We start from the raw sequence: 22,887 nt of genomic DNA, 5'->3' as shown, positions 1-22,887 counted from the left end.
CCGAGTACATCCGCGTCACGACCCGGTGATCCGAGCCGTGACGCCGAGTGACCGAAAGCTAGTGGGCGGCTTCGTTCCACGACCGGCCGTAGCCGACCGAGACCTCGAGCGGCACCGCCAGCGCGTACGCCGAGCCCATGCCCTCGCGCACCAGCTTCTCCAGCTGCTCCTTCTCCCCCTCCGCGACTTCCAGCACCAGTTCGTCGTGGACCTGCAGCAGGATCCGGCTCTTGAGCTTCGCCTCGACCAGCGCGCGGTGGACGTTGAGCATCGCGACCTTGATGATGTCGGCCGCGCTGCCCTGGATCGGGGCGTTGAGCGCCATCCGCTCGGCCATCTCGCGGCGCTGGCGGTTGTCGCTGTTGAGGTCCGGCAGGTAGCGGCGGCGACCGAAGATCGTCTCCGTGTACCCGCACTTCGCCGCTTCGCCGACCACCGAGTGGAGGTAGTCGCTGATGCCGCCGAAGCGGGCGAAGTACGCCTCCATCTGCTCCTTGGCTTCTTCGGTGGAAATCCGCAGCTGCTGCGAAAGTCCGTACGCCGACAGCCCGTACGCGAGGCCGTACGACATCGCCTTGACGCGGTAGCGCAGCTCTGGCGTGATCTCCTCCGGCGGCATCGAGAACGCCCGCGACGCGACGAACGTGTGCAGGTCCTCGCCGGAGTTGAACGCCTCGATCAGGCCCTCGTCCTTCGAGAGGTGCGCCATGATCCGCATTTCGATCTGGCTGTAGTCCGCGGTCATGAGCTCGGTGAAGCCATCGCCGACGACGAAGGCGTCGCGGATGCGGCGGCCCTCTTCGGTGCGGACCGGGATGTTCTGCAGGTTCGGCTCGGTCGAGGACAGCCGCCCGGTGGCCGCGATCGTCTGCAGCAGCGTGGTGTGGATGCGCCCGTCGTCGGCGACGGCCTTGATCAGGCCTTCGACCGTGGTGCGCAGCTTCGTCGCGTCCCGGTGCTCCAGCATGTGCTGCAGGAACGGGTGCTCGGTCTTCTCGAACAGGCCCTGCAGCGCCTCGGCGTCGGTGGTGTAGCCGGTCTTGGTGCGCTTGGTCTTCGGCATGCCGAGCTCGTCGAACAGCACGACTTGCAGCTGCTTCGGCGACCCGAGGTTGATCTGCTTGCCGATCACCGCGTACGCCTCTTCAGCGGCCTGCGTGACCCGCGAGAGGTAGTGCGCCTCCAGCGAAGTCAGCTGCTCGAGGTCGACGGCGACGCCGGCGATCTCCACCTCGGTGATCACTTCCAGCAGCGGCAGCTCCAGCTCGGCGAGCAGCTTCGCGCCGCCGATCTGCTCGAGCTCCTTCTCGAGCGCGCCGGCCAGCTCGAAGATCGCGCGGGCCTTGACCAGCTCGTCCTGGATCTCCTTCTGCTCCAGGCCTTCGGCGCCGCCGTCGAGCAGGGACAGCTGCCCGTCGCCGCCGTCGGTCTCCGAACGCAGCTCGCGGTGCAGGTAGCGCAGCGCGAGGTCGTCGAGCTCGAACGTGCGCTGCCCGGGCCGCACCAGGTAGGCGGCGAGCGCGGTGTCCATGGCGAGCCCGGCGAGGGCCCAGCCGCGGGCGCGGATCGCGTGCAGCGGGACCTTGAGGTCGTGGCCGACCTTGCGGATGCCGCTGTCGGCGAGCCAGGCGGCGAGGGCCGCGTCGTCGGCCTGGTCCATCGCCGTGACGTCGACATACGCCCCTTCGCCGTCGGCCGTGGCGAAGGCGACCGCGCGCAGGTCGGACCGGACGGACGTGCCCACCGCGCGGAAGGACAGGGCCACCGGCTCGCCCGTGCCCGCGTGCTCGGTCAGCCACGCGCCCAGCGCACCGGGCGCGAGCGCGGACCCGGAAACCTCGAAGCCCTCGTCGGCCTCCGGCTCGGCGCTCTGCAGCGTTGCGAAGAGCCGATCGCGCAGCACGCGGAACTCCAGCTCGTCGAAGAGCGCGTGGACCGCTTCGCGATCCCACGGGCGCAGCTCCAGCCCGGACGGCGCGACCTCCAGCTCGACGTCGCGGATCAGCTCGGTGAGCTGCCGGTTGAGCTGGACGGAGGACAGGTGCGCCCGCAGCGCGTCGCCGACCTTGCCCTTGACCTCGTCCACCCGGTCGATCAGGTCGGCGAGCGAGCCGAACTGCTTGATCCACTTGGCCGCGGTCTTCTCGCCGACGCCCGGGATGCTCGGCAGGTTGTCCGACGGGTCGCCGCGCAGCGCGGCGAAGTCCGGGTACTGCTGCGGGGTGAGCCCGTACTTCTCCTCGACGGCGTCCGGGGTGAACCGGGTCATCTCCGAGACGCCGCGCTTCGGGTACAGCACGGTGACCTGGTCGGTGACCAGCTGCAGCGCGTCGCGGTCGCCGGTACAGATGAGCACGTCGAAGCCGTCCGCCGTCGCCTGCGAGGTGAGCGTGGCGATGATGTCGTCGGCTTCGAAGTTCTCCTTGACCAGCGACGGGATGCCGAGCACCCGGAGGACGTCCTTGACCAGGTCCACCTGGCCGCGGAACTCGTCCGGCGTGGTGCTGCGGTTCGCCTTGTAGTCGGCGTAGGTCTCCGAGCGGAACGTCTTGCGCGAGAGGTCGAACGCCACCGCGAGGTGGGTCGGCGCTTCGTCGCGCAGGAGGTTGATGAGCATCGAGGTGAAGCCGAAGACCGCGTTCGTGACCTGGCCGGTCTTCGTCTTGAAGTTCTCCGCGGGCAGGGCGAAGAACGCGCGGTAGGCCATCGAATGGCCGTCGATCAGCAGCAGCTTCGGCCGGTCGGCGAGGCTGGTGGATCCTGTGGCGTTGGCAACGGTCGTCTTCTCACTCGGGCTCACGAAGCCGAGTCTAGGCTGAGGGTCCGACACTCTTACGTGTCGCATAGGAAGAGGAGCTTTGCGTGACCGAACGCGCCGCAGACGTCGCGGTCGAGAACTACGCCGGGATCGATCCGGCCGCCGCGGACCAGCAGCTGAACGACAAGGTCGGCATGAAGCTCCTGGAAGCCACCGCCGAACGCGTGGTCGGCAGCATCCCGGTCGAGGGCAACCTCCAGCCGTACGGGCTGCTGCACGGCGGCGCCAACGCCGTGCTCGCCGAGGCGCTGGGCTCGACGGTAGCCGCGCTGAACGCGGGCCCGGACCGCGCGGCGATGGGCCTGGAGCTGTCCTGCACGCACCACCGGGCCGTCCGCTCGGGCACGGTCACCGGCGTGGCCACCCCGCTGCACGTCGGCCGCGGCACGATCACCGCGGAGATCGTGCTGACCGACGACGAGGGCCGCCGCACCTGCACCGCGCGGCTCACCTGCGTGGTCCGGGACCGCCCGCCGGGCGCCTGAGCCCCGTGGACCTCGACCTCGCCCAGGTCCGGGCGTTCGTGGTGACCGCGGAGCACCGGCACTTCGGGCGGGCCGCCCAGGCCCTGTTCCTCACCCAGCAGGCGCTGTCGAAGCGGATCAAGAAGCTCGAAGACGCCCTGGGCACACCGTTGTTCCTGCGCACGCCCCGCGCGGTCGAGCTGACCGCCGACGCCGAGCGGTTCCTCCCGCACGCGCGCGAGTTGGTGCGGGTGGCCGACGCCGCGGTGGCCGCGATGGGTGCCGAGGACCGGCCGCTGCGGCTGGACCTCGTCGACCACCGGCTCTCCCCGATGTCCCTGCTCCGCCGGCTGGCCGTGCACGAACCGGACCTGCGCATCGACCGGGTCGCCGGCCGCGGGTTCGCCAACGCGATCGACCCGCTGCTGTCCGGGGAACTCGACGCCGCCTTCGGCCGGGTGTCCGGCTGCGGGCGGCCGCTGCCGGACGAGCTGGAGCACCGGCCCGTCCGGCTCGAGCCGCTGGTCGCCCTGCTCGCGCCGGAGCATCCCCTGGCCGTACAGGACGTTATACGCCTCGACGAGCTGCGCGCCGACGGGATCTGGCTGCCCGGGCTCGGCGGCCCCGCCGAATGGCTGTCCTACCTGCACGAGCTGTGCGAGGAGTTCGGCGTGCCGATCGACGACTCCGGCGTCAGCTACGACCTGCGGCACACCCTGGAGCAGACGCGGTACGGCAAGCGGCGCGTCACCCTGGCCGGCGCCGACATGGAACTGGCGCCCGACCTGAACCTGAAGGTGCTGCCGTTCGAGCCGTCGCCGCTGTTCCCGTGGTCGCTGGTCTGGCGGCGCGGCAGGGCGAGCCCGGCGCTGCGGCGGCTCCTGGCCGTCGCCGGGCGCACCAGCCGCGAGGAGGACTGGTGCGCCTACGACCCGGAGCACGCCTGGCTGCCGTCCGGGGACGTCAGCCTCGCAGCCGCCGCGCGAACCACTCCGTGAACGCCGCGTCGACCGCGTTCGCTTCCGCGGTCCCCGGCGGGAACTCGTGCGCCATCCCCTCGACCGTCACCAGCTCGCCCCCCAGCTTCGCGTGCAGCGCCTCGGCGGGCTCGCGCACGGCGACGTCGTCGTCCGCGCCGGCGGCCAGCAGCAGCGGCGCGGTCAGCTCGGCGGCCCGGTCCACGAAGTCGTAGCGCGCCGCCACGGCGCGGGAGCGCTCGGTCCACGGGTAGGCCAGCCCGAAGCGCCGCTCGTTGGCGGCGATCATCGGCGCGAGCTGGACGACCGGGCTCACCACCGCGGCGGCCGCGATTTCGGCGTCACCCCGCGCCAGGACCTCCAGGGCCACGAGCGCACCCGCCGAACCGCCGAACACGCCGAGCGGCCCGGTCGCGCCCGGCAGCCGGTCGCGCAGCTCGGCCAGCGCGGCCGGGAACTCGCCCGCCGCCTGCTCGGTCACCGGCTCGAACACGTTCAGCACGGCGTCCTCGCTCGCCCGCCGGAAGACCTCCTCGGGACCGCCTTCGGGCAGCCGCGCACCGGACAGCGGGAGTCCGAAGTAGACGCGCCACGCCTGCAGGGCGGCCATCGGGACGGCTTCGGCCATCGCCTGCTCACTGGACGGCTCGTCCATCAGGTGCCAGCCCGCGACCAGCGCCGCCGGAGCGTCCTGGTCCGCCGGCGGCACCGCCACGAACGGCACCCCGGCGGCAACACCCTCGATCATCTTGCTCTCCTTCGTTCTTCGGTTCACCGCAAGCAAACCGCCGGAGAGCGGGGCAGGTCCAACAGCCGTTCCGGCGTCACCGACAACCGATGGTTGTGGTGCCGGGCGCACACCGGCCCCGCACGCCGGAGCGCGCGGGGCCGGTGCGAAGCCGTCCCGGACGTCAGCCGACGCCCAGGTAGGCCTCCTTGATGCTGTTGTCCGCGAGCAGCTCCTTGCCGGTGCCGGACTTGGTGATCCGGCCGGTCTCGAGCACGTACGCGCGGTGGGCGCGCGACAGCGCCTGCTGCGCGTTCTGCTCCACGAGCAGCACCGTGGTGCCCTGCTTGTTGATCTCCGTGATGATCCGGAAGATCTGCTGGATGAACTGCGGCGCGAGGCCCATCGACGGCTCGTCCAGCAGCAGCAGCTTCGGCTTCGCCATCAGGGCGCGGCCGATGGCGAGCATCTGCTGCTCGCCGCCGGACATCGTGCCGCCCATCTGCGTCTTGCGCTCCGCCAGCCGCGGGAACAGCTCGAACACCCGCTCCAGGTCCTCGCTGAGGTCCTTGCGGTCCTTACGGGCGTACGCGCCCATGTCGAGGTTCTCCATCACCGTCATGCCGGGGAAGATGCCCCGGCCTTCCGGCGCCTGGGAGATCCCGCGGACCACCCGCAGGTCACCGCGCAGCTTGGAGATGTCCTCGCCGGCGAAGGTGATCTTGCCCGACGAGATGGGCCGGATCCCGGAGATGGCCCGCATGGTCGTCGACTTGCCGGCGCCGTTCGCGCCGATGAGCGTGACGATCTCACCCTCGTTCACCGTGATGGACAGCCCGGAGACCGCCTGGATCCGTCCGTAGTGGACGGACACGTCCGACAACTCAAGCAACGTCATCGTCAGGCACCCCCAGGTAGGCCGCGATCACCGCGGGGTTCTCGCGAATCTCGGCCGGCAGTCCTTCGGCGATCTTCTTGCCGAACTCCAGCACCACGATCCGGTCGGTCACGCCCATGACGAGCTTCATGTCGTGTTCGATCAGCAGGACGGTGTAGCCGTCGTCGCGGATGGTCCGGATCAGACCCATGAGGTCTTCCTTCTCCGCCGGGTTGAAGCCCGCCGCGGGCTCGTCCAGGCAGAGCAGCTTCGGCTCGGTGGCCAGCGCCCGCGCGATCTCCAGACGCCGCTGGTAGCCGTAGGGCAGGTTCTTCGCCCGGTCGGCCGCCCGGTCGGCGATGCCGACGAACTCCAGCAGGGCCATCGCCTTCTCGACGGCGGCCTTCTCCTCGCGGTGGTGGCGCGGGGAGCGCACCAGCGCGCCGAGCAGGCTGGTCTTGTGCCGCGCGTCGGTGCCGACGACGACGTTCTCCAGCGCGGTCATCTCGCTGAACAGGCGGATGTTCTGGAACGTCCGCGCGATGCCCAGCTGGGTGATGCCGTGGCGCGACGTCTTGCCCAGCGCCTTGCCCTCCAGCCGGACCTCGCCCGAGGTCGGCCGGTAGACACCGGTCATCGCGTTGAAGCACGTCGTCTTGCCCGCGCCGTTCGGCCCGATCAGGCCGAGGATCTCGCCGCGGCGGATGCCGAAGGAGATCTGGTCGAGCGCGACGAGACCACCGAAGCGCATGGTCACGTCGTCGACCTCGAGCAGCGTCTGCCCGACCTCGACCTCCATGTCGCGGTCCGTGGCGACGACCTCGGCGACCTCGGCGTCGTGCTCGGCCCGCTCCTCGGCCGTCATGTGCTGCAGCTCGGCGACGAGGCCGCCCTCCGCGGCGACCTCGGGCCCGCCGTTCTGGGGGTCGGTCATGGCTTGCTCCCCGGGGTCGGTTCGGTCTGCAGCGCACCGTCACTGCTGATCTGCTCGCCCCGGCCCAGCAGCCGCTGGTAGGCCTGCCTGCCATAGGCGAGCAGGCGCTGGCGGGCGCCGAGCAGGCCCTGCGGGCGGAAGATCATCAGGATGATCAGCGCCAGACCGAAGATCAGGTACTTGTACTCCGCGATCGCCTGGAAGCGCAGCGGGACGTAGGCGACTACGCACGCGCCCAGCAGGACGCCGACCTTGTTGCCCGAGCCGCCGAGGATCACCGCGGCGAGGAACAGCATCGACGTGACGACGTCGAACTTCTGGTTGTTCACGAAGCCGAGCTGGCCGGCGTAGAGCGCGCCGGAGAGACCGCCGATCGCCGCGCCGCTGATGAACGCCCAGATCTTGAACTTGAACGTCGGCACGCCCATGATCTCCGCCGCGTCCTCGTCGTCCCGGATGGCGACCCACGCGCGGCCGACCCGGCTGCGCTCCAGGTTCCCGACCAGGAACAGGACGGCGATGATCAGCGTGACGCACAGCCAGTACCAGGGGATGCCGTTCGAGTTGTTGAACAGCGCGGACCCGTCGGCGTTCGTGCCCGGCGGGTGCCCGACCTCCTTGAACCCGGAGTTGCCGCGCAGCGGGCCGACGTTGTCGGCGAGCAGGCGGACGATCTCGCCGAACCCGAGCGTCACGATCGCCAGGTAGTCCCCGCGCAACCGCAGTGTCGGTGTCCCGAGGATCACCCCGAAGATCATCGTGACCACCATCGCGATGGGGAGCACGACCAGGAACGGCAGGTGCGACAGCGAGGAGTCGGGGCTGGTGAACAGCGCCATCACGTACGCGCCGATGGCGAAGAACCCGACGTAACCGAGGTCCAGCAGGCCCGCCTGGCCGACCACGACGTTGAGGCCGATGGCGACCAGCGCGTAGCGGGCCACCTCGAACATCGCGATCGGGAAGTCGTACCCGGGCTGGGTGCTGATGATCGGCGGGTTCAGCACCGGCAGGAAGTAGATGAGCACCACCAGCGGGATGAGGATCACCCACTGCTGCACGCGGCTGAGGTTGTTCCAGCGCTCGCGGAGTGAGTGCTTGCGGGCGGTCGCCGCCGCCGCCGGAGTCGTGGTCGTCGTCATACCCGGGCCTTTCCGAGCGACTCACCGAGGATGCCGGTGGGACGGATCATCAGGACCAGCACCAGCAGCGCGAACGCGACGATGTCGCGCCAGCCGCCACCGAACAGCGACTGCCCGTAGTTCTCGGCGACACCGAGCAGCAGGCCGCCGAGCAGCGCGCCGCGCAGGTTGCCGATGCCGCCGAGCACCGCCGCCGTGAACGCCTTGATGCCGAGGAGGAAGCCGCCCTGGTACCACGCGCCCTGCGGGATCTTCATCATGTAGAACAGTGCTGCCGCACCGGCGAGCAGACCGCCGATGAGGAAGGTCAGCATGATGACGCGTTCCTTGTTCACGCCCATCAGCGTCGCGGTGTCCGGGTCCTGCGCCACGGCGCGGATGCCGCGGCCGAACTTGGTCTTGTTGACGAAGTAGTTGGCGCCCAGCATCAGCACGATCGAGGCGATCACCGTGATGATCGTGACGTTGGTGACGCTGCCGCCGAAGATCGTGAAAACCTCTTCGTTGCGCATCAGGCGGATGCCGAGTTCGGGGTTGCCGCCGCGCCAGATGAAGATGAGCTGCTGCAGCACGAAGGACGCGCCGATCGCGGTGATCAGGAAGACCAGCTTGGGCGCCCCGCGTTTTCTCAGCGGCCGATAGGCCACGCGTTCCAGCACCACCGCCGTGCCGCCGGATATCGCCATCGACGCCAGCAACGCCAGCAACAGGAAGCCGACGAGCTCGATCACCGTCAGCGTGGGCGTCTTGCCGGGCCGGAAGCCGAGGCCGTAGAAGGTGAACCACGTCGCGTAGACGCCGTAGATGAACACTTCGGAGTGGGCGAAGTTGATGAGCTTGAGGACGCCGTAGACGAGGGTGTACCCCAGCGCCACGAGCGCGTAGATGCTGCCGTAGGCGAGCCCGTCGAACGTGTTGTTCCAGAACTGGTCGAGGAACGCGTCCACGTTGAACGTGATCCAGCTGTCGCTGTGGACCAGCACGGCCGAGCTCAGGTCATGAGTCAATGACACACTAGTTCTCCATGTGGGACCGGGGTGCAGGCCCGGCGGGATCCAGCCGCCGGACGTGCACCCCGGTAATCAGAACGGAAGCGTTGCGCTACTTGATCTCGGTGTTGCGGACGATCTTCCCGCCCTCGACCTTGTAGGTCCACACGGTCGTGCTGGCCAGCTCGCCCTTGTCGTCCCACTTGAAGTGCTTCGTGATGCCCTGGCCGTCGTAGCTCTTGACGAAGTCGAGCAGGCCCGCGCGGTCCTTCTTGCCCGCGTCGATGCCCTTGAGCAGGATCGTCGCCAGGTCGTAGGCCTCGGGCGAGTAGGTGCCCGGGTCCTTGCCGACCGCGGCCTTGTAGGCGTCGGTGAACTTGGTGAACTGGTCAGCCGGGACACACGGGCAGGTGAAGTACGCGTTCGCGGCCGCCTCGCCGGCACCCTTGACGAACTCGTCGTCCTTCACGCCGTCCGGGCCGACGAACTTGGCCGTGACGCCGGCGTCGTTCAGCTGCTGCGCGAACGGCGCGGCTTCCTGGTAGTACCCGGAGTAGAAGACGGCGTCCGGCTTCTCGCTCTTGATCTTGTTGACCACGGCCGAGAAGTCGGTCTGCTTGGTCTTGACGCTGTCCTGGCAGGTGCCCTTGTCGCCGAGCGCCTGGACGGTCGAAGCCGCGAGGCCGGTGCCGTAGTCGGAGTCGTCCTTGATGACGCACACCTTGGCGGCCTTGAGCTCGCCGGTCATGAACTTCGCGGCGGCCGGGCCCTGGGTGTTGTCGTTGCCCAGACCGCGGAAGAAGGTCTTCCAGCCGTTCTGGGACAGGGTCGGGTTGGTGGCCGACGGGGTGACCGTGACCAGGCCCGCGCCGTTGAAGATGTTGCCGGCGGCCTTCGACTCACCCGAGAACGGCAGGCCGACGACACCGATGATCGCCGGCGTGTTGACGATCTGGGTCACGATGCCGGGCGCCTTGTCCGGGGTGCCCTCGGTGTCGAACTGCTCCAGCTTGACGTGGCAGCCCGGGTTGGCCTTGTTGTGCTGGTCCACGGCGAGCTTCGCGCCGTTCAGGATGTTGACGCCCAGCGCGGCGTTGGCGCCGTTGATGGTGCCCGCGTACGCGATGGAGGTCGGGGCACACTGGGCCTTGCCGTCACCGGCCGGGTCGGCCGCGTCGGCGGCGGCGGACGGCGCCGCGGCCTGGGACTGCGAGCTCGAGCCGTTGTTGTTCGAACCGCTGTCGGTCCGTGCCGAACACGCGCTGAGGGCGATGGCCCCGACACTGGCCAGCACGATGACCCTCGCAAGTCGTGCTTTCTGCACTCGTTCCTCCAAATGCCACCTGGCCGCCCGGTCGGGCGGCTGTCCCGGCGTGGGACCTGACTGGCCGCTGAAAGTAGCCGCCCCGGGAGCCGTTGCACAGAGTCACACGTGCTCTTGTAGCCACATCGTGACGGTCGTCACGAGTATTAACATATGATTTACACCCGCTCGTCGTAATCAGACCAGCGGGTCGTGACTCTCGGTGTGCATCAGCCCGCAGAGAGCCTCTTGACGCCCGGTTCAAGGTGTGCAGACTCTACGGGTTCCGATGTCGATCATCCCGCCCGGCCACGCCGGGAAGGCTCGCAAAGGTACCAAGTACGCCCTTTCGGGCACCCGGAGCGTCACGAAAAAGGGGGTAGCCGTGCTGACGGCCACCCCCTTTTCGAGTGGATCAGCTGCCGATGCTCTCCACAACGGCCTCGGCGACGGCCTTCATCGTGGTCCGGCGGTCCATGGCGGTGCGCTGGATCCACCGGAAGGCATCGGGCTCGGTGAGCCCCTGGCGGCTCATGAGCAGGCCCTTGGCGCGGTCGATGACCTTCCGCGTCTCGAGCCGGTCGGTGAGCCCGGCCACCTCGGCCTCGAGCGCCTGCAGCTCCGAGAACCGGCTGACGGCGAGCTCGATGGCGGGAACGAGGTCCCGCTTGGCGAAGGGCTTGACGAGGTAGGCCATGGTGCCGGCATCCCGCGCCCGTTCGACGAGGTCACGCTGGCTGAAGGCGGTGAGGATGACCACGGGAGCGATCCGGTCCCCGGTGATCTTGGCCGCGGCCTCGATGCCGTCCAGCTTGGGCATCTTGACGTCGAGGATGACGAGATCGGGCTTCAGATCCGTGGCGAGGGAGATGGCCTGCTCACCATCCCCGGCTTCCCCGACGACCTCATAGCCCTCTTCGCGCAGCATTTCGACGAGGTCGAGCCGGATGAGAGCCTCGTCTTCCGCAACGAGCACCCGACGCTGCGGAACGGTGTCGGCACCATTGGCCTCGGTAGCCTGATCGGTCACCGGGGTCCTCCTGAAGACTCGGCGGGGCATGGTCGACTCGCGGCGGTCCGCGAACCTGAAGCCTACCGGGAACGATCCAGATGCAGAGATGGCGTTCACCACGTAGTGGCGGGCATGACACTTGCTTGCCGGCGGTGGTCAGACCCGGAAGTCGGCGGGGTCCGGTGATCCCGTAGAGTCACCACGTCGCGCCCCCGTAGCCCAACTGGCAGAGGCAACGGATTCAAAACCCGTCCAGTGTGAGTTCGAATCTCACCGGGGGCACCCAAGATGACCAGCCCAAACCGGCTCCGCGACCAGGCAAAACAGGTGCGGAGCCGGTCGCATGTTGTCCGACTGTGTCCGGCCAGATCTGGTTATGAACGGTTGTTCACCCCCAATACGCCCCCGAGTTTTGCTCCGGCAGGGGACGCTTGCGGCCTACTCGTCGGACTCGCCATGCCAGTCGAGCGCCCGCTCGATCCGCTGGTGTGCCGCAGACTCCAGACCGGCAATGACCTTGGCGTAGATCTGGTGCAGGACCGCGACGGAGTGCCCGGCCCACTCCGCGCACTGCGTGGACGGGACGCCAGCCGCCAGCCAGGTCGACACACACGCGTGCCGGAGGTCGTAGGGCCGCCGTGCCAGCGGCGACGCGTACTCCTCTCCTGTCAGCGCCGCCCGGCGCGCGTTGTCCCACACGCGCGCGATGGTCGACTCCGCGATGTCTCCGCCGGTGAGGTTGCGGAACAGCCGGCCGTCCGCGGCCGTCCCGATGTTGTTCAGGTGCTCGTGGAGGATCGCCGTCAGCGGCGGCGGGGTCGGCACTGCCCGCACCTCCCCCTTGCCGCGCTGCTTGAGCTGGCGACGGTCGCGTCGCTCCCCCGAGTCCGTCCACGCCGCGCCCGTGACCGGCGCCGTCTCCGAGAGCAGCAGCTCACCCCATCCGCTCTCCGGCAACTGCAAGTCGCGCTTGCACAGCATGGCGGCCTCTTCGGGACGCAGAGCCGCGTAGTACATCACCGCGAAGAACGCCTTGAGCATCGGTCCGGACGATCGTCGCGGTGCCGTGTCCACCTTCTGCGCCGCGACGGCCGCCAGCAGCTTCCTGCCCTGCGCGGGATTGATGACCACGCGCTTGTCGATCGCCCGCACGGACTTCGGTGCTGTCCACTTCACTTCGGACAGACGGTTGGCCCTAAGTAGCTTCAGTTCCACGGCATACTCCAGCGCGTTGTAGATCACCGCGCGCTTTCGGTTGACCGTTTTTGCTGCCGCTTGCTTCCCGTCGAGTTTGAGGGAGATCTGGTCCAGGACCTCCCGAAGCTTGGCCGTGTCGTCCATCCGCGACACGGGAAGCGTGTTGGCCTGTAGCCACTTCAAGGCCCGGTCGATCTCGGCCGGCGGCCGGGCGGGACTTCGCCGCCGCGTACGGCGCGGCCAGCTGCGAGCACGCCATCAACGCACTGTCCGCGCAGGTGCCTAACGGCATCGCCTACCAAAACGCGGCAATTCTGCCGCTGCCCGGCGCGGCGACCGACTACGGGCCGGGCGGGACATGGCTGCGGGCGGACGCGTGCGACCTCTCGATCGATCCGCCGACCACGGGGCCGACCTCGCTCGGGGTTTTCCGGCTAGAACTGGCCAAGGGCGGGGGCGGCGGCTACCAGGCCACCGCGTTCACGAGGTGCCAGTAGAACGGCGTTCCCGGCAGTTGGCGACAGGCTCGGTTTCCCAGTGCCTTCCCAACCGCTACGCCAACGACCACCAGCGGCGACCGTTTCCGCAGGTCAGCGACCATGCCGTGTCTGCACCGCTTCTAACCCTCCGGAGGCAGGTGTCGCAGGTTCGAATCCTGCCGAGGGCACCCCTACGGGAGCGGGAAAAACCGCTCCTCGCCAGCGCTTATGCGCTCGAAGCGGTTCTTCCCGTCCTCCGGCTGGCTACGGCCATTCACGGCCAAACACGGGTGTCTCTTCCCATTGCGTTCCCACGGGAACGAGCCGGACGCCGTCGATCAGCCTTCCAAGTCGTTCCGCGGCTTGTGCCCGAGGATCTTCTCGATCCGGGCCCGGTTGGCCCTTCTCCCCCGTCGAGGAACGCGGCGTAGACCTCGAACAGCACGCCGACGGAGTGGCCGGCCCACTCGGCCACGCTTGCCGGGTCGACGCCCGCCACCAGCTGGGTGCTCACCGCGGCGTGTCGCAGGTCGTACGGCCGGGCGGCCAGCGGGCGACCTGGACCAGTTCGGCCCGCAGGTCCGCCATGCCGCCGCGAGGTTAGCGACCCCGAAGCGCGTTCAGCAGCGAATTCAGCAACCGCAACCCACCTTCGGTGACTGCGCCAGGCCGCTCACAGCGGTGCATCCTGATCCACCTCGACAAGGGCCGCCGCTAAGACCGGGAAGCCGAGAGGGTAGCGATCTCTGCCCTTGCGGACGCTGTGGCACCGCGCCTGGTGTCGCATCCTAGTGATCGAGATTGTGACGGAGGCGATATGTTCGACCACGAACAGCAACGCCCGCCCGAGCGGCGGGTCCACCCGTTGGTTCCGCAGGCCGCAGTGGGACTACAGCAGGCAATCGGCAATGCGGCCTTCTCACGCCTGGTCGGAGGCCAGTCCGCGAGGCCCGTCCAGCGGACGGTCGAAGTCGGTTCGGAGCAAATTACACTAGAGAACGGCGTGCCCCCGAGTAAGTACGTGCCGGAGTTCTTCGACTTTCCGGGAAGGAGTCAAGAAAACCAGAAGAAGATATTCAAGAGCCACGATGGCTGGAGAAAGAAGCGCAAAAGTCGTCAGGTGAAGCTGTACAATCTCCTGATAGCGATGATTAAGTCGACGGAGCGACATTGTTTTAATTCTGACGACCACCTCAAGAAGAAGGTCGAAGAATACTACAACGAGCAGAAGACGAAGCGGCAGCAGTCGGCGGCGGCAACCTCCGCAGCCGGGCCATCGTCGGATACGGGCGGATATTCCACGAAGGTGACTGAACTGCACAAGATCCTGCTGGACAGCGGTCGGGTCTTCTCGAAAAAAAAATTTAGACGAATTAGCTTCGAAGGCTAAGCGCGGCGGCGGCCACATTTATGAACTCGAAATTGCAGTCAAGGCGATCACCGACAACAAGAGCGCCCTGGTCCAAGTCGGGACCCTCAATCAGACCGATCTCACCGCGTGCCTCGGGGGGAAACCGAGCAAATATACAACGACCGAAAAAGAAGGGCAGACTGCACTTCAAGATGGCAAGATCGGCGCCGACGTGGTCATCTGGAAACCGCAGGAAATGCACGGGAACAGCAATGGGAAGGCCGAGCCGACGAGCGGAAAGGAAGAAGTCGGTCAGACAGGCAGGAAGTTCGATGGCACGTTCATTCAGGCCAAAGACTGCGAATTCCGCAATGCCCAAGAACACATACGTGCAGCGCGCCACCAGCTGGAAGGAAATTGCGCGAGTGGTAACGGCGCTCCGAAGGATCGAGAAAGAAGCCTGATCGGTCCCGGCCACACGGGCATCATCCAGGTACGGCTCTGGAACGGCGGCGACATGAGGATAGTGGAGAACGCCGCGCGGGAGGCGCTCACAAGCCCCTATGTGAAACTGGTCCAGGTCCACGACCTGAATAGCAACGAGGTCTACAAGTACACCTAGGCGTCCCCGCCGATAGTCCGTATCGCGAAGGTGGGCAATCGATACCCAAGCTCCACAGCCAGCCAGAGGCGCTCCTACGGAGCCTGCTGAGACTCGACAGCGAGCCGAGTCGCCCCGAGGGCGCCGCCCGGTGAGCCCAATCCCCTCGGTACGCGAACCACAGCAGTTATGGGCGTGTCGTGGATGTCACCTGATCGGCGCCGCCGCTGATACCGACACTTCAAGGTATCTAACCCTCCGGAGGCAGGGTCAGAGGTTCTCAACCACGGGTACCCGGATGTCGAGATGCTTGCACACGGACCTCCGCTGGTAACCGCCAGCAGCTTCGCCGGCGATGGCCAGCCAGAAGCCACGGGAGTCCGACATGTGTCCACCGAGCGTGTGCCAGGCCAACCCGGGTTGCTCATCGCGCAGTGCCGCAAGTCCTACCCGCGCTAGTCCGCGTCGCTGGTACGTCGGCGATGTGAAGGGCTGCTCAACCAAGCCGAGGCGGAAGTAGGCGCATCTGACGTAGTCGACGGCGAAGATCGGCTCCCCGCGGACAGTGGCAGACCGCTCCCGCCATCCCGATCGCTCAGGAGACGGACCATCGCACCAGGCGGTGTCCGCGCCCGCCTCGATCGGCCGTCCGCGGACGTGATCGAAGAGCGTCAACCACCAAGGCCGTCGTTCATCCTGGCGCCGGACATTAGTGGCGGTCGCCACGAGACGCGCCACGATTCGCGCAACATCTTGTGGTGTCTCTCCGGGTGTCATGCGTCGATCTTGCACGCGTCGACTGCCTAACCGCCGGGGGACACCCCCAATACACCCCCAAAAATGCTCTGAACTGGGCCGATACGCAGGTTAAGGCCAACTTTCAAGATCCGTTCAAAACCCGTCCAGTGTGAGTTCGAATCTCACCGGGGGCACCCGTAGCAATCACATCAGCCTCGACCTTTTGATTTCGCCATCCGGGCGACTTCCACGTCCGCTGCGGTGTTCTCGTCCCGGCGGCCCTCAGCGTGCTGCTCGTGGCAGCCAGGATCTCCTCATGCCACCTTGATGACGACCTTGCCCGAAGTGTGACCGTTCTCGACGACGGCGAGCGCAGCCGGGGCGTCGGAGAGCGGGTAGACCTCCGTAATCACCGGTGCGAGGACTCCGTCGAGGGCCAGCCGGGCGGATCGCTCCAGGTTGGAGCGGTCGAGGCGACGCTCCACGAAACGGCCGCCGACTTCGGGGACCGACTGATCGCCCACCGCGATGACGTTGCGGGGATCGCGGGCCAGCGGTGCGACCGTGCGCAGCGAGGTGCCTCCGACCAAGTCGACGATTCCGTCGAAACCGCGAGGGGCCAGCTCGCGTGCCACAGCGACCACGTCCTCGGCGGTGTAGTCGATGAACCGCACCCCGACAGCTTCGGCGTGCTCGCGCTTGGCGGTGCTCCCGGTGCCGATCACCCGCAGCTCGCGCGCAGCCGCCAGCCGGGCGACGGCGAGGCCGACGCCGCCGCCGACGCCGTTGATCAGGAGGGTGGCTCCGGCTGGGAGGCCGAGCTGGTCGAGCGCGTCCACCGCGGTTGTCCCGGCCACCGGCAGCGTTGCCGCCACCGTTGCGGACAGGCCCGGTGGGATGCGCGCGGTGTTCGGTGCCGACAGCACCGTCGTCTCGGCGTACGTGCCGCCGCCCGTGAGGGCGAAGCCGAAGACCGCGTCGCCCACCTCGAGCCCTTCGACGTCCTCGCCCAGGGCGAGGACGATTCCGGCTGCCTCCATGCCCAGCACTCGGGGAAACGGACGGCCGCCGTCGAGGCCGGGGACCAGGCCCGCACGCAGGAGGTGGTCGAGGGGATTCACGCCGGCCACCGTGACCCGGATCAGCACCTCACCACGACCGGGGGCGGGATCCGGACGGTCGAAGAACTCCTGCACCTCGGGCCCGCCGTACCTGCCGAAACCCCATGCCTGCCCCATTTTCTGCCGCCTCCTTGATGACCGGCCCGGTGGTTCCGGGCGCTGTCGCCATCGTCACCTCTGACACTGATGTCAGAGGCAAGTGGCTGAGGTGCAAGTCACAGCGTCAGGCCGACCGCGTCACCGGTTCCGGGGCCCTGGACAGCTCCGCCCGGTGCCGGCTGTTGGCCCGGAGCAGCACGTCGAGCGCATCCCGGGTCTCGATCAGGTGCGCGATTTCGGTGTCGATCCGGTCGCGCTCCCGCGTCATCGCCGTGAACGTCTCCTCGGCGACGTCCAGGTCACCGGGGATGTCCACACACGGCAGCACGGTCGCGATCACGCGGCTGGACAGACCCGCGTCGAACAGCTGCCGGATCAGCGCCACGCGCTGGACCGCGGCCTCGGAATAGTGACGCTGCCCGGCGTCGGAGCGTGAGCTGGTCAGCAGGCCCTGCTCTTCGTAGTACCGCAGTGAGCGCTGACTCACGCCCGTGCGCTTGGACAGCTCGCCGATCCGCATGCAGCCAGCTTACGTGGCCAGCATGGCGCGGCCCGGGTAGTCGCCGGCCGTTGCGGTGCTCCCGGGGAGGACGAAGAAGTAGCCGCCGCCGAAGGGGAGGGTGTACTTCTCCAGGGCCTCTCCGGCGAGCCTTCGCTGGATCGTGGCGAAGCCCTTCTCCAGGTCGCGCTGGTAGCAGACGAAGATCTGGCCGACGTCCTCGTCCGACAGGCGGTACGAGTGGCCGCGGCGCAGGATGCGGTGTTCTTCGCTGCCCGCCGCCCGGCGGATGTGTGCGTCGAGGGCGATGACGCGGCCCTGGGGGTCGCCTGCGAAGTCGGGCTTCGCGTGTTCGTCCGCCTGCCCCAACGGCGCGCCGGAGTCCCTGTGGCGGCCGAACACGCGCTCCTGGACCGGCACCGGCTCCGCGTCCCAGATCGGCATCGCGAGCCGGATGAGGCGGACGGCCTGGTAGGTCCCGCCCGTGCACCAGGCGGGTTCGTCGTCGCCCGGCTGGACCCACACGTACTGGTCCATGGCGCGCGCGTCCGCGGTGTCGGGGTTTCCCGCCCCCTCGCGGAAACCGAACAGGTTGCGGGACTCGCCGTCGGGGTGGAAGCCGGTCAGCTGCCAGCGCGGCGCCGCACCCGGAATGCGGCGGGCCAGCGCGGCGTCGATCGCCTCCTGGCTGTCCGCACTGACTTGAACGAGCAGATCCCCGTGGCACCACTCGGGATCCAGCACGTCGTTGCGGAACGACGGCATCGGCGTCAGGCGCCGCGGGCGCTCGAGGCCGAACCGGCCGTCGAACAGCGACGCGCCCACGGCGACCGTCACCGTCGCGTCCGGGACCGGCGAGCCGCACGCCCGCAGGGTTTCGGCCAGGCCGTTGCGGTCCCGCGCGGTCACGTCGAACGCGGCGAGCGCCGTCTTCGGCCGTGCGGGCGTCACCACGCCGGGTTGGCCCGGCACGCGCCGGGGTGCCGGCTGCGGCGGCGGAGGCTGGCCCGCGCAGCCGGCGAGGCCCGCCACCCCCACCGCGGCCAGGAACGACCGGCGGCCGAGGCGGTGGGCCGTCACGGCGTCCTGACCAGGCCGACCGCGATCGAACCGGTCCCCGCGGACACCGGGTCGAGCAGCACCCGGTAACTGCCCGCCGTGGGAAGCGCGGGCAGGTCGTACGGGCTCTGGTCGGTTCTGTACGCCCGGTCCACGAGGGTCGTCCCGTCCGGTTTGAGCACCGTGAGCAGGAACGTCTTGCTCACGAACGTGCTGCCGCTGAACGTCAGCCGGAGCTTGTCGCCCGCGGCGCCGGTGAACGCGACCTGACCGTCCTGGCCGGCCCGCGTGACCGAAACCGTCGCCGCGGCGCCGCCGATCGTGATCGTCCCCGCGTCGGCGGGACCGGACAAGGTCAAGGTGACCGTGCCGGTGGCGCTGTTGGTGGGCGCCGCCACGAGCTCGTAGGTGCCCGTCACCGGCAGCGCGCCGAACGCGGCACTGTCCGCGCCCGTGGTGCTGTACCCGTAGTCCATCGCCGTGCCGTCCGGTTTGAACACCCGGAAGAACTGCTGGTCGAAGCCCGCCGTCGCGTTGGTCACGCCGAGGCTGAGGCGTTGCCCCGCCGTGCCGTCGAACGTCAACCGCGTGTGCTGCCCGATCCGGCCGGCGCTGATCGACTTCGCGGCGCCGCCGACGGCGAGCGTGCCCGCCGCGATCTCTTCGGACAGCCAGGTGGTCACCGTCCCGGTTCCGGAGCCGCCGTTGATGAGCAGGTTGTAGCTGCCGCTTTGGCTCAGTGCGGGGAAGAACGCCCCGGTCCCGTAGTTTTCCGCGTTCAGCAGTGCGCCGCCCGGGCCGACGAGAGCCGCCTTCGGCGAGCCGTTGGACAACGCCGCGCCGGCGAACCCCACCCCGAGCCGCTGCCCGTGGGTTCCGTCGAACCTGAGGCGCGCCTGCTGCCCAGGCCTGCTCAGGGTCAGCGTCTTGCCCGCGCCGGTCGCGCTGATGTCCCCCGCGGCCACCTCCGTCGAAAGCCACAGCTTCCCGCTGCCGGTGCTTTCGCCGAAGTACTGGCCGACGACCAGCCGGTACCTGCCGGCCACGGGAATGCGGAGCCGGTCCGCTGAACCGGCGGTGATCACCAGCGGGTTCCCCACCCGGGCGCCGCTCGGGTCGAACACGTACACCATGAGGTAGGTGAAGCCGGGTTGATCCGTGACGCCGATGTCGTACCAAGTGTCCTGTGCGCCGTCGAAGCCGAGATCCACGAATTGGCCGGAGCGAATCCGGCTGTAGGCGAATCCCGCCGAAGCGGTGTCGGTGGTCCCGACGATGCTCTTCGACAACTGCACGGTCACCGCACCGGTCCCCGCGCCGTCCGGATCGACGAACACCTGGTACGTCCCCGTGGTCCGCAGCGCGGGAAGCGTCACGTCACGCCCGAGGCCACCGACGAGGTACGTAGGTCCGTTGTTCGTCTCGACGGTGAACGACCGGCCACCCGGATCGACCAGCCAGAGCCGTGCCGAAGTGGTGAGCGAATTCGACGGAACGCCGATGCCGACCTTGTCCCCCGCCGTCGCGTCGAACTTGAGCCGCAGCACCTTGTCCGCTGGGATCGCCGGACTGACCGGCGCGCCGTCCGCCACGATCGTGCCACCGTCGACGACGTCCGCCGCCCCCGCGACCGTGAACGTGTACGTGGCCGCCGCGGATTGCAGGCCACCCCGCACGGACCGGACGGTCAGCGTGCGCACGCCGGCCGAATTCGGCGTGACGCCCACGGAGACCTCACCGGTGCCGGTCACCTCGACCGGCACGGCGTCGGAATCGAGCTGGTAAACGTATTTGTCGACCGGCTCGGTGCCTCCCGGTTTGAAGGTGAACGTGCCCGGCAAACCGGTGCCACCGTTGGGATGCCCGTCGGCGGGGTAGTCGAAGGAGGACACCAGGGGCGTGGCCGGAGGTGGCACGTCGGCGACGACGAAGGCGTACAGGACCGGTGCGGACGGCTCGCCGACGGCGTTGAACGCGCGCACGGTCAACGTCCGGCGCCCGGCCGAGCCCGGCGTCACGGTCACCGACGCCTCGCCGTTGACCGCGGTCACCTCCTTCGGCTGCGCCTCGGTGTCCAGCTGGTACGAGTACTTCGCGACCGGGACCGAGCTGCCGGGCTTGAACGTGAAGGTGCCGCCGACTCCGGCGCCGCCGTGCGGCTGGTCGTCCGGGGGGTACGCCGTCGAGGATACGACGGGCAGCGCCACGGCGGGCTCGGCCAGCACCAGGTTCCAGCCGGCCAACGCGCCCTCGTCGAAGCCGAAGTTGTCGCGGACGACGAGCTTCCAGACGCCGTTGGCGTCCTTTGTGGTCAGATCGGGCAGCGGGTAGGTCTGGTCGAGATCGGCGGCGGTGTCCGTGCCGTCGGCGTTCTTCACCGGCAGCTCGGTGCCGTCCGGCGTGACGAGGCGGATCGAGAGGTCACCGCGCGCCGGATGCTCGGCCCGGACGCGCACCCGCGCGGTGGCGGCCACCTTCCGCCCGCAGGCGGTCACTTCGATCGTGCTGGTGACGCTGCCCAGGTCCGGGATCGGCTGGCGGGTGTCGTTCGCGACCGTGCAGACCTGCTGCGGCGGCACGCCGGTGTAGAGCAGCTTGTTCGGTGAGCCGGTCTTCAGGGTGTCCTGTTTGAGGACGCCGGCCGTGGCCCGCCCGAGCAGGGCGTTGGTCACTTCGGCCGGGCTCAGGCCGGGAGACTGGGACAACAGCAGCGCGACCGCGCCGGCGACGTGCGGGGACGCCATCGACGTCCCGCGGAGGGTGACCGTCGCGGTGTCGGTGGCGTTGTGCGCGGATTTGACCGACTCCCCCGGCGCGAACAGGTCAAGGCAGGATCCGTAGTTCGAACCCTGGGTGACGCCGCCCGGCTCCTTCCAGTCGCGGGCCCGTTCGTCGACGGGGTTGCTCGCGCCGACGGTGATCGCCGTGGGCACGTCCGCCGGGCTGGCGAAGCAGGCGTCCCGGTCGTCGTTCCCCGCGGCCACGGCATAGGTGATGCCGGACGCGATGGAGTTCTTGACCGCGAGGTCTTCGGCGGCCGACTGGCCACCGCCCAGGCTCATGTTGACCACCGCCGGGCGCTGCGCGTGCTGGGTCACCCAGTCGACACCGGCGATGATCTGGCTGACCGCGCCGACGTTCTCGCAGCTGAGCACCCGAACCGAGACGAGCTTGGCCTTCTTCGCCACCCCGTACGTCTTGCCGCCGACCGTGGCGGCGACGTGCGTGCCGTGCCCGGAAGTGCTGCAGTCCTGGCCGTTCCAGCCGTCGTTGATGGCGTCGAAGCCGACGCTGGCGCGCCCCTCGAACTCCGAGTGGGAAGTCCGGACGCCGGTGTCCATGATGTACGCGGTCACGCCCGCCCCCGCCCCGTCCGGGTAGGTGAACGCGTCATCCAGCACGGTGCCCCGCTGATCGACCCGGTCCAGGTTCCACGGCGGCAGCGGCTGGGTGGCCTGACCCGCCACGACGGAGTCGGCCTCGACCCGTTCGACGAGCGGATCGGCGGCCAGCTTCTTGGCCTGCTCCGCCGACCCGGTGAAGGTGAACCCGTGCAGAGCGGCCTGGTAGGTTCGCCCGGCTTTACCGCCGTAGTGGCTCGTGAGCACGCCGGCCGCAGCTGTGGCCGACATCTGGCTCGGCTTGGTGAGGACGATGTAGCTGCCGTCGATCAGCTGGGCTCCGGGCGGTTCCAGCACCTGTCCCACGGCCGCCTGCGCGGGCACGGCAGCACCGGCCAGCAGCCCCGCGAAGACGGCCGCAACAGCAACCGCGGCAAACGACCGGCCCCCTCTTACCCACCCGCGCATTTCGCCAGTCCCCCATCCTTACCGGTCAGCTATGCCAAGTTCTTCTCATGTGCTCAGTCGACGGCACCGAACAGTTTCTCCCGGCGAGAAAGCTTCGCCGCCGCGGTTTCTTCGATGCGAGAACCGGAATTCCCGAACACGGCGTACTCGTCCTCGGCCAGCTCGCGCACGGTTTCGACCTGGTCTTCCTCGGTGAGGTCGACTCGAGTCGCCTGTCCGAACCTGCTGGATCGGACGTCGCCGGGCAACGCAGGGAAAAGCTGGGCGAACAGCTCGTCGAACACCGTCGGGTCACCGCGCTCACCGAGCCGGACGAGGACCTGATCGGCCAGCACCCGGAGCAACCACAGCCGGCGCTTCGGCTCGGTGGTGTACTCGACCAACCGGACCGGAAGCGGCCAATCCGAACGGGTCACGAAGTCGGTGTCCGGGTAGAGTTCCGGTGGCTCCAGACCAGGGCACAGCCAGATGCCCGCATCATCCTCCGCCGCATCGAACGCCTCTTCGTCCAGCGCGACCAACTGCTCGATTTCGCCGGCCGGGACCTCGAGACCGTTTCGCGCGCGCAGCAGGCTCGCCAGTTCGGTCGACGACAGCGGGCAGTAGAACTCGTGCAGCGTCGCGAGAACCGATTCCCGCACAGCCGCGGATTGCCGCTCGTCCATGACAGTCCTTCCGACCTGGTCCGCCG

18 protein-coding genes, 1 tRNA gene and 1 pseudogene are annotated in these 22,887 nt (G+C 68.6%); 6 read left to right on the top strand and 14 right to left on the bottom strand.

Translation table 11 applies throughout. The features are described 5' to 3' along the window. Positions 1-58: 58 nt before the first annotated feature. Positions 59-2,800, bottom strand: a complete 2,742-nt coding sequence (polA, locus tag IE317_RS22335; RefSeq protein WP_191313074.1) for a DNA polymerase I — start codon at positions 2,798-2,800, stop codon at positions 59-61. 62 nt (positions 2,801-2,862) lie between these two features. Here polA and IE317_RS22330 point away from each other — a divergent pair, with 62 nt between their 5' ends. Both IE317_RS22330 and IE317_RS22325 read left to right on the top strand, forming a co-directional pair. Continuing rightward, positions 2,863-3,303 (top strand): PaaI family thioesterase, encoded by a 441-nt coding sequence (locus tag IE317_RS22330; protein WP_191313072.1) that lies wholly within the window; start codon positions 2,863-2,865, stop codon positions 3,301-3,303. A 5-nt stretch (positions 3,304-3,308) separates the two neighbouring features. Further along, on the top strand, positions 3,309-4,280 hold the full coding sequence (locus IE317_RS22325; RefSeq protein ID WP_191313070.1) for a LysR family transcriptional regulator: 972 nt from the start codon (positions 3,309-3,311) through the stop codon (positions 4,278-4,280). Here IE317_RS22325 and IE317_RS22320 read toward each other — a convergent pair. From IE317_RS22320 to IE317_RS22290, 7 genes are all read right to left on the bottom strand, one after another. Further along, entirely contained in the window at positions 4,246-5,007 is a 762-nt protein-coding gene (locus IE317_RS22320; RefSeq protein WP_191313068.1) for an alpha/beta hydrolase family protein, read from the bottom strand. The genes IE317_RS22325 and IE317_RS22320 overlap by 35 nt on opposite strands. A 163-nt stretch (positions 5,008-5,170) precedes the next feature. Then, complete coding sequence (locus IE317_RS22315) at positions 5,171-5,884, bottom strand: ABC transporter ATP-binding protein (protein ID WP_191313066.1); 714 nt, start codon at positions 5,882-5,884, stop codon at positions 5,171-5,173. Next, complete coding sequence (locus IE317_RS22310; protein ID WP_191313064.1) at positions 5,871-6,797, bottom strand: ABC transporter ATP-binding protein; 927 nt, start codon at positions 6,795-6,797, stop codon at positions 5,871-5,873. The genes IE317_RS22315 and IE317_RS22310 overlap by 14 nt, the downstream gene beginning before the upstream one ends. Beyond that, positions 6,794-7,939, bottom strand: coding sequence for a branched-chain amino acid ABC transporter permease (locus IE317_RS22305; RefSeq protein WP_191313061.1), 1,146 nt, complete (start codon positions 7,937-7,939; stop codon positions 6,794-6,796). Before IE317_RS22305 ends, IE317_RS22310 begins: the two co-directional genes overlap by 4 nt. Further along, positions 7,936-8,946, bottom strand: a complete 1,011-nt coding sequence (locus IE317_RS22300) for a branched-chain amino acid ABC transporter permease (protein WP_229902857.1) — start codon at positions 8,944-8,946, stop codon at positions 7,936-7,938. The genes IE317_RS22305 and IE317_RS22300 overlap by 4 nt, the downstream gene beginning before the upstream one ends. 94 nt (positions 8,947-9,040) lie before the next feature. Next, positions 9,041-10,222 carry a branched-chain amino acid ABC transporter substrate-binding protein gene (locus IE317_RS22295; RefSeq protein WP_191313276.1) on the bottom strand — a complete coding sequence of 394 codons (1,182 nt, stop codon included), beginning with the start codon at positions 10,220-10,222 and terminating at the stop codon, positions 9,041-9,043. A gap of 424 nt (positions 10,223-10,646) precedes the next feature. Further along, positions 10,647-11,261, bottom strand: a complete 615-nt coding sequence (locus IE317_RS22290) for an ANTAR domain-containing response regulator (RefSeq protein WP_086851473.1) — start codon at positions 11,259-11,261, stop codon at positions 10,647-10,649. Between the two features lie 190 nt (positions 11,262-11,451). On the opposite strand from IE317_RS22290, the gene IE317_RS22285 reads away from it, so the two are divergent. Continuing rightward, positions 11,452-11,525: transfer RNA gene (locus tag IE317_RS22285), tRNA-Leu, on the top strand. 156 nt (positions 11,526-11,681) lie between these two features. Here IE317_RS22285 and IE317_RS22280 read toward each other — a convergent pair. After that, positions 11,682-12,683, bottom strand: a pseudogene (locus IE317_RS22280) (tyrosine-type recombinase/integrase); the annotation flags it as partial. Positions 12,684-12,718: 35 nt separating this feature from the next. Here IE317_RS22280 and IE317_RS22275 point away from each other — a divergent pair. The 3 genes from IE317_RS22275 (at position 12,719) to IE317_RS22265 (ending at position 14,892) form a co-directional block, all read left to right on the top strand. After that, entirely contained in the window at positions 12,719-12,937 is a 219-nt protein-coding gene (locus IE317_RS22275) for a hypothetical protein (RefSeq protein ID WP_191313059.1), read from the top strand. A gap of 799 nt (positions 12,938-13,736) precedes the next feature. Beyond that, a complete protein-coding gene (locus tag IE317_RS22270; RefSeq protein ID WP_191313057.1) occupies positions 13,737-14,309 on the top strand; it encodes a hypothetical protein in 573 nt (190 codons plus the stop codon). A 193-nt stretch (positions 14,310-14,502) separates the two neighbouring features. Further along, complete coding sequence (locus IE317_RS22265; protein WP_191313056.1) at positions 14,503-14,892, top strand: hypothetical protein; 390 nt, start codon at positions 14,503-14,505, stop codon at positions 14,890-14,892. A 1,031-nt stretch (positions 14,893-15,923) separates the two neighbouring features. Here IE317_RS22265 and IE317_RS22260 read toward each other — a convergent pair. From IE317_RS22260 to IE317_RS22240, 5 genes are all read right to left on the bottom strand, one after another. Continuing rightward, entirely contained in the window at positions 15,924-16,847 is a 924-nt protein-coding gene (locus tag IE317_RS22260; RefSeq protein ID WP_191313054.1) for an NADP-dependent oxidoreductase, read from the bottom strand. A 106-nt stretch (positions 16,848-16,953) separates the two neighbouring features. Further along, a complete protein-coding gene (locus IE317_RS22255) occupies positions 16,954-17,349 on the bottom strand; it encodes a MerR family transcriptional regulator (protein ID WP_191313052.1) in 396 nt (131 codons plus the stop codon). A 9-nt stretch (positions 17,350-17,358) separates the two neighbouring features. Continuing rightward, the gene (locus IE317_RS22250; protein WP_191313050.1) at positions 17,359-18,408 is read right to left on the bottom strand and encodes a Dyp-type peroxidase; all 1,050 of its coding nucleotides are present in this window, start codon (positions 18,406-18,408) and stop codon (positions 17,359-17,361) included. After that, positions 18,405-22,112 carry a S8 family serine peptidase gene (locus IE317_RS22245; protein WP_229902848.1) on the bottom strand — a complete coding sequence of 1,236 codons (3,708 nt, stop codon included), beginning with the start codon at positions 22,110-22,112 and terminating at the stop codon, positions 18,405-18,407. The genes IE317_RS22250 and IE317_RS22245 overlap by 4 nt, the downstream gene beginning before the upstream one ends. A gap of 137 nt (positions 22,113-22,249) precedes the next feature. Beyond that, complete coding sequence (locus IE317_RS22240; RefSeq protein WP_191313046.1) at positions 22,250-22,861, bottom strand: hypothetical protein; 612 nt, start codon at positions 22,859-22,861, stop codon at positions 22,250-22,252. Between the last annotated feature and the right edge of the window lie 26 nt (positions 22,862-22,887).

The sequence above is a fragment of the Amycolatopsis bullii genome (genome assembly GCF_014654205.1).
Taxonomy (GTDB): Bacteria; Actinomycetota; Actinomycetes; order Mycobacteriales; family Pseudonocardiaceae; genus Amycolatopsis; species Amycolatopsis plumensis.
The sequence above is the reverse complement of the archived record's forward strand: the minus strand, read 5'-3'. Positions and strand labels throughout refer to the sequence as shown.

Excerpts from the sequence above, each read along its gene's own strand:
- IE317_RS22320 (WP_191313068.1), bottom strand. The coding sequence starts at position 5,007 with ATGATCGAGGGTGTTGCCGCCGGGGTGCCGTTCGTGGCGGTGCCGCCG.
- IE317_RS22315 (WP_191313066.1), bottom strand. The coding sequence starts at position 5,884 with ATGACGTTGCTTGAGTTGTCGGACGTGTCCGTCCACTACGGACGGATC.
- IE317_RS22310 (WP_191313064.1), bottom strand. The coding sequence starts at position 6,797 with ATGACCGACCCCCAGAACGGCGGGCCCGAGGTCGCCGCGGAGGGCGGC.
- IE317_RS22305 (WP_191313061.1), bottom strand. The coding sequence starts at position 7,939 with ATGACGACGACCACGACTCCGGCGGCGGCGGCGACCGCCCGCAAGCAC.
- IE317_RS22270 (WP_191313057.1), top strand. The coding sequence starts at position 13,737 with ATGTTCGACCACGAACAGCAACGCCCGCCCGAGCGGCGGGTCCACCCG.
- IE317_RS22260 (WP_191313054.1), bottom strand. The coding sequence starts at position 16,847 with ATGGGGCAGGCATGGGGTTTCGGCAGGTACGGCGGGCCCGAGGTGCAG.
- IE317_RS22255 (WP_191313052.1), bottom strand. The coding sequence starts at position 17,349 with ATGCGGATCGGCGAGCTGTCCAAGCGCACGGGCGTGAGTCAGCGCTCA.
- IE317_RS22240 (WP_191313046.1), bottom strand. The coding sequence starts at position 22,861 with ATGGACGAGCGGCAATCCGCGGCTGTGCGGGAATCGGTTCTCGCGACG.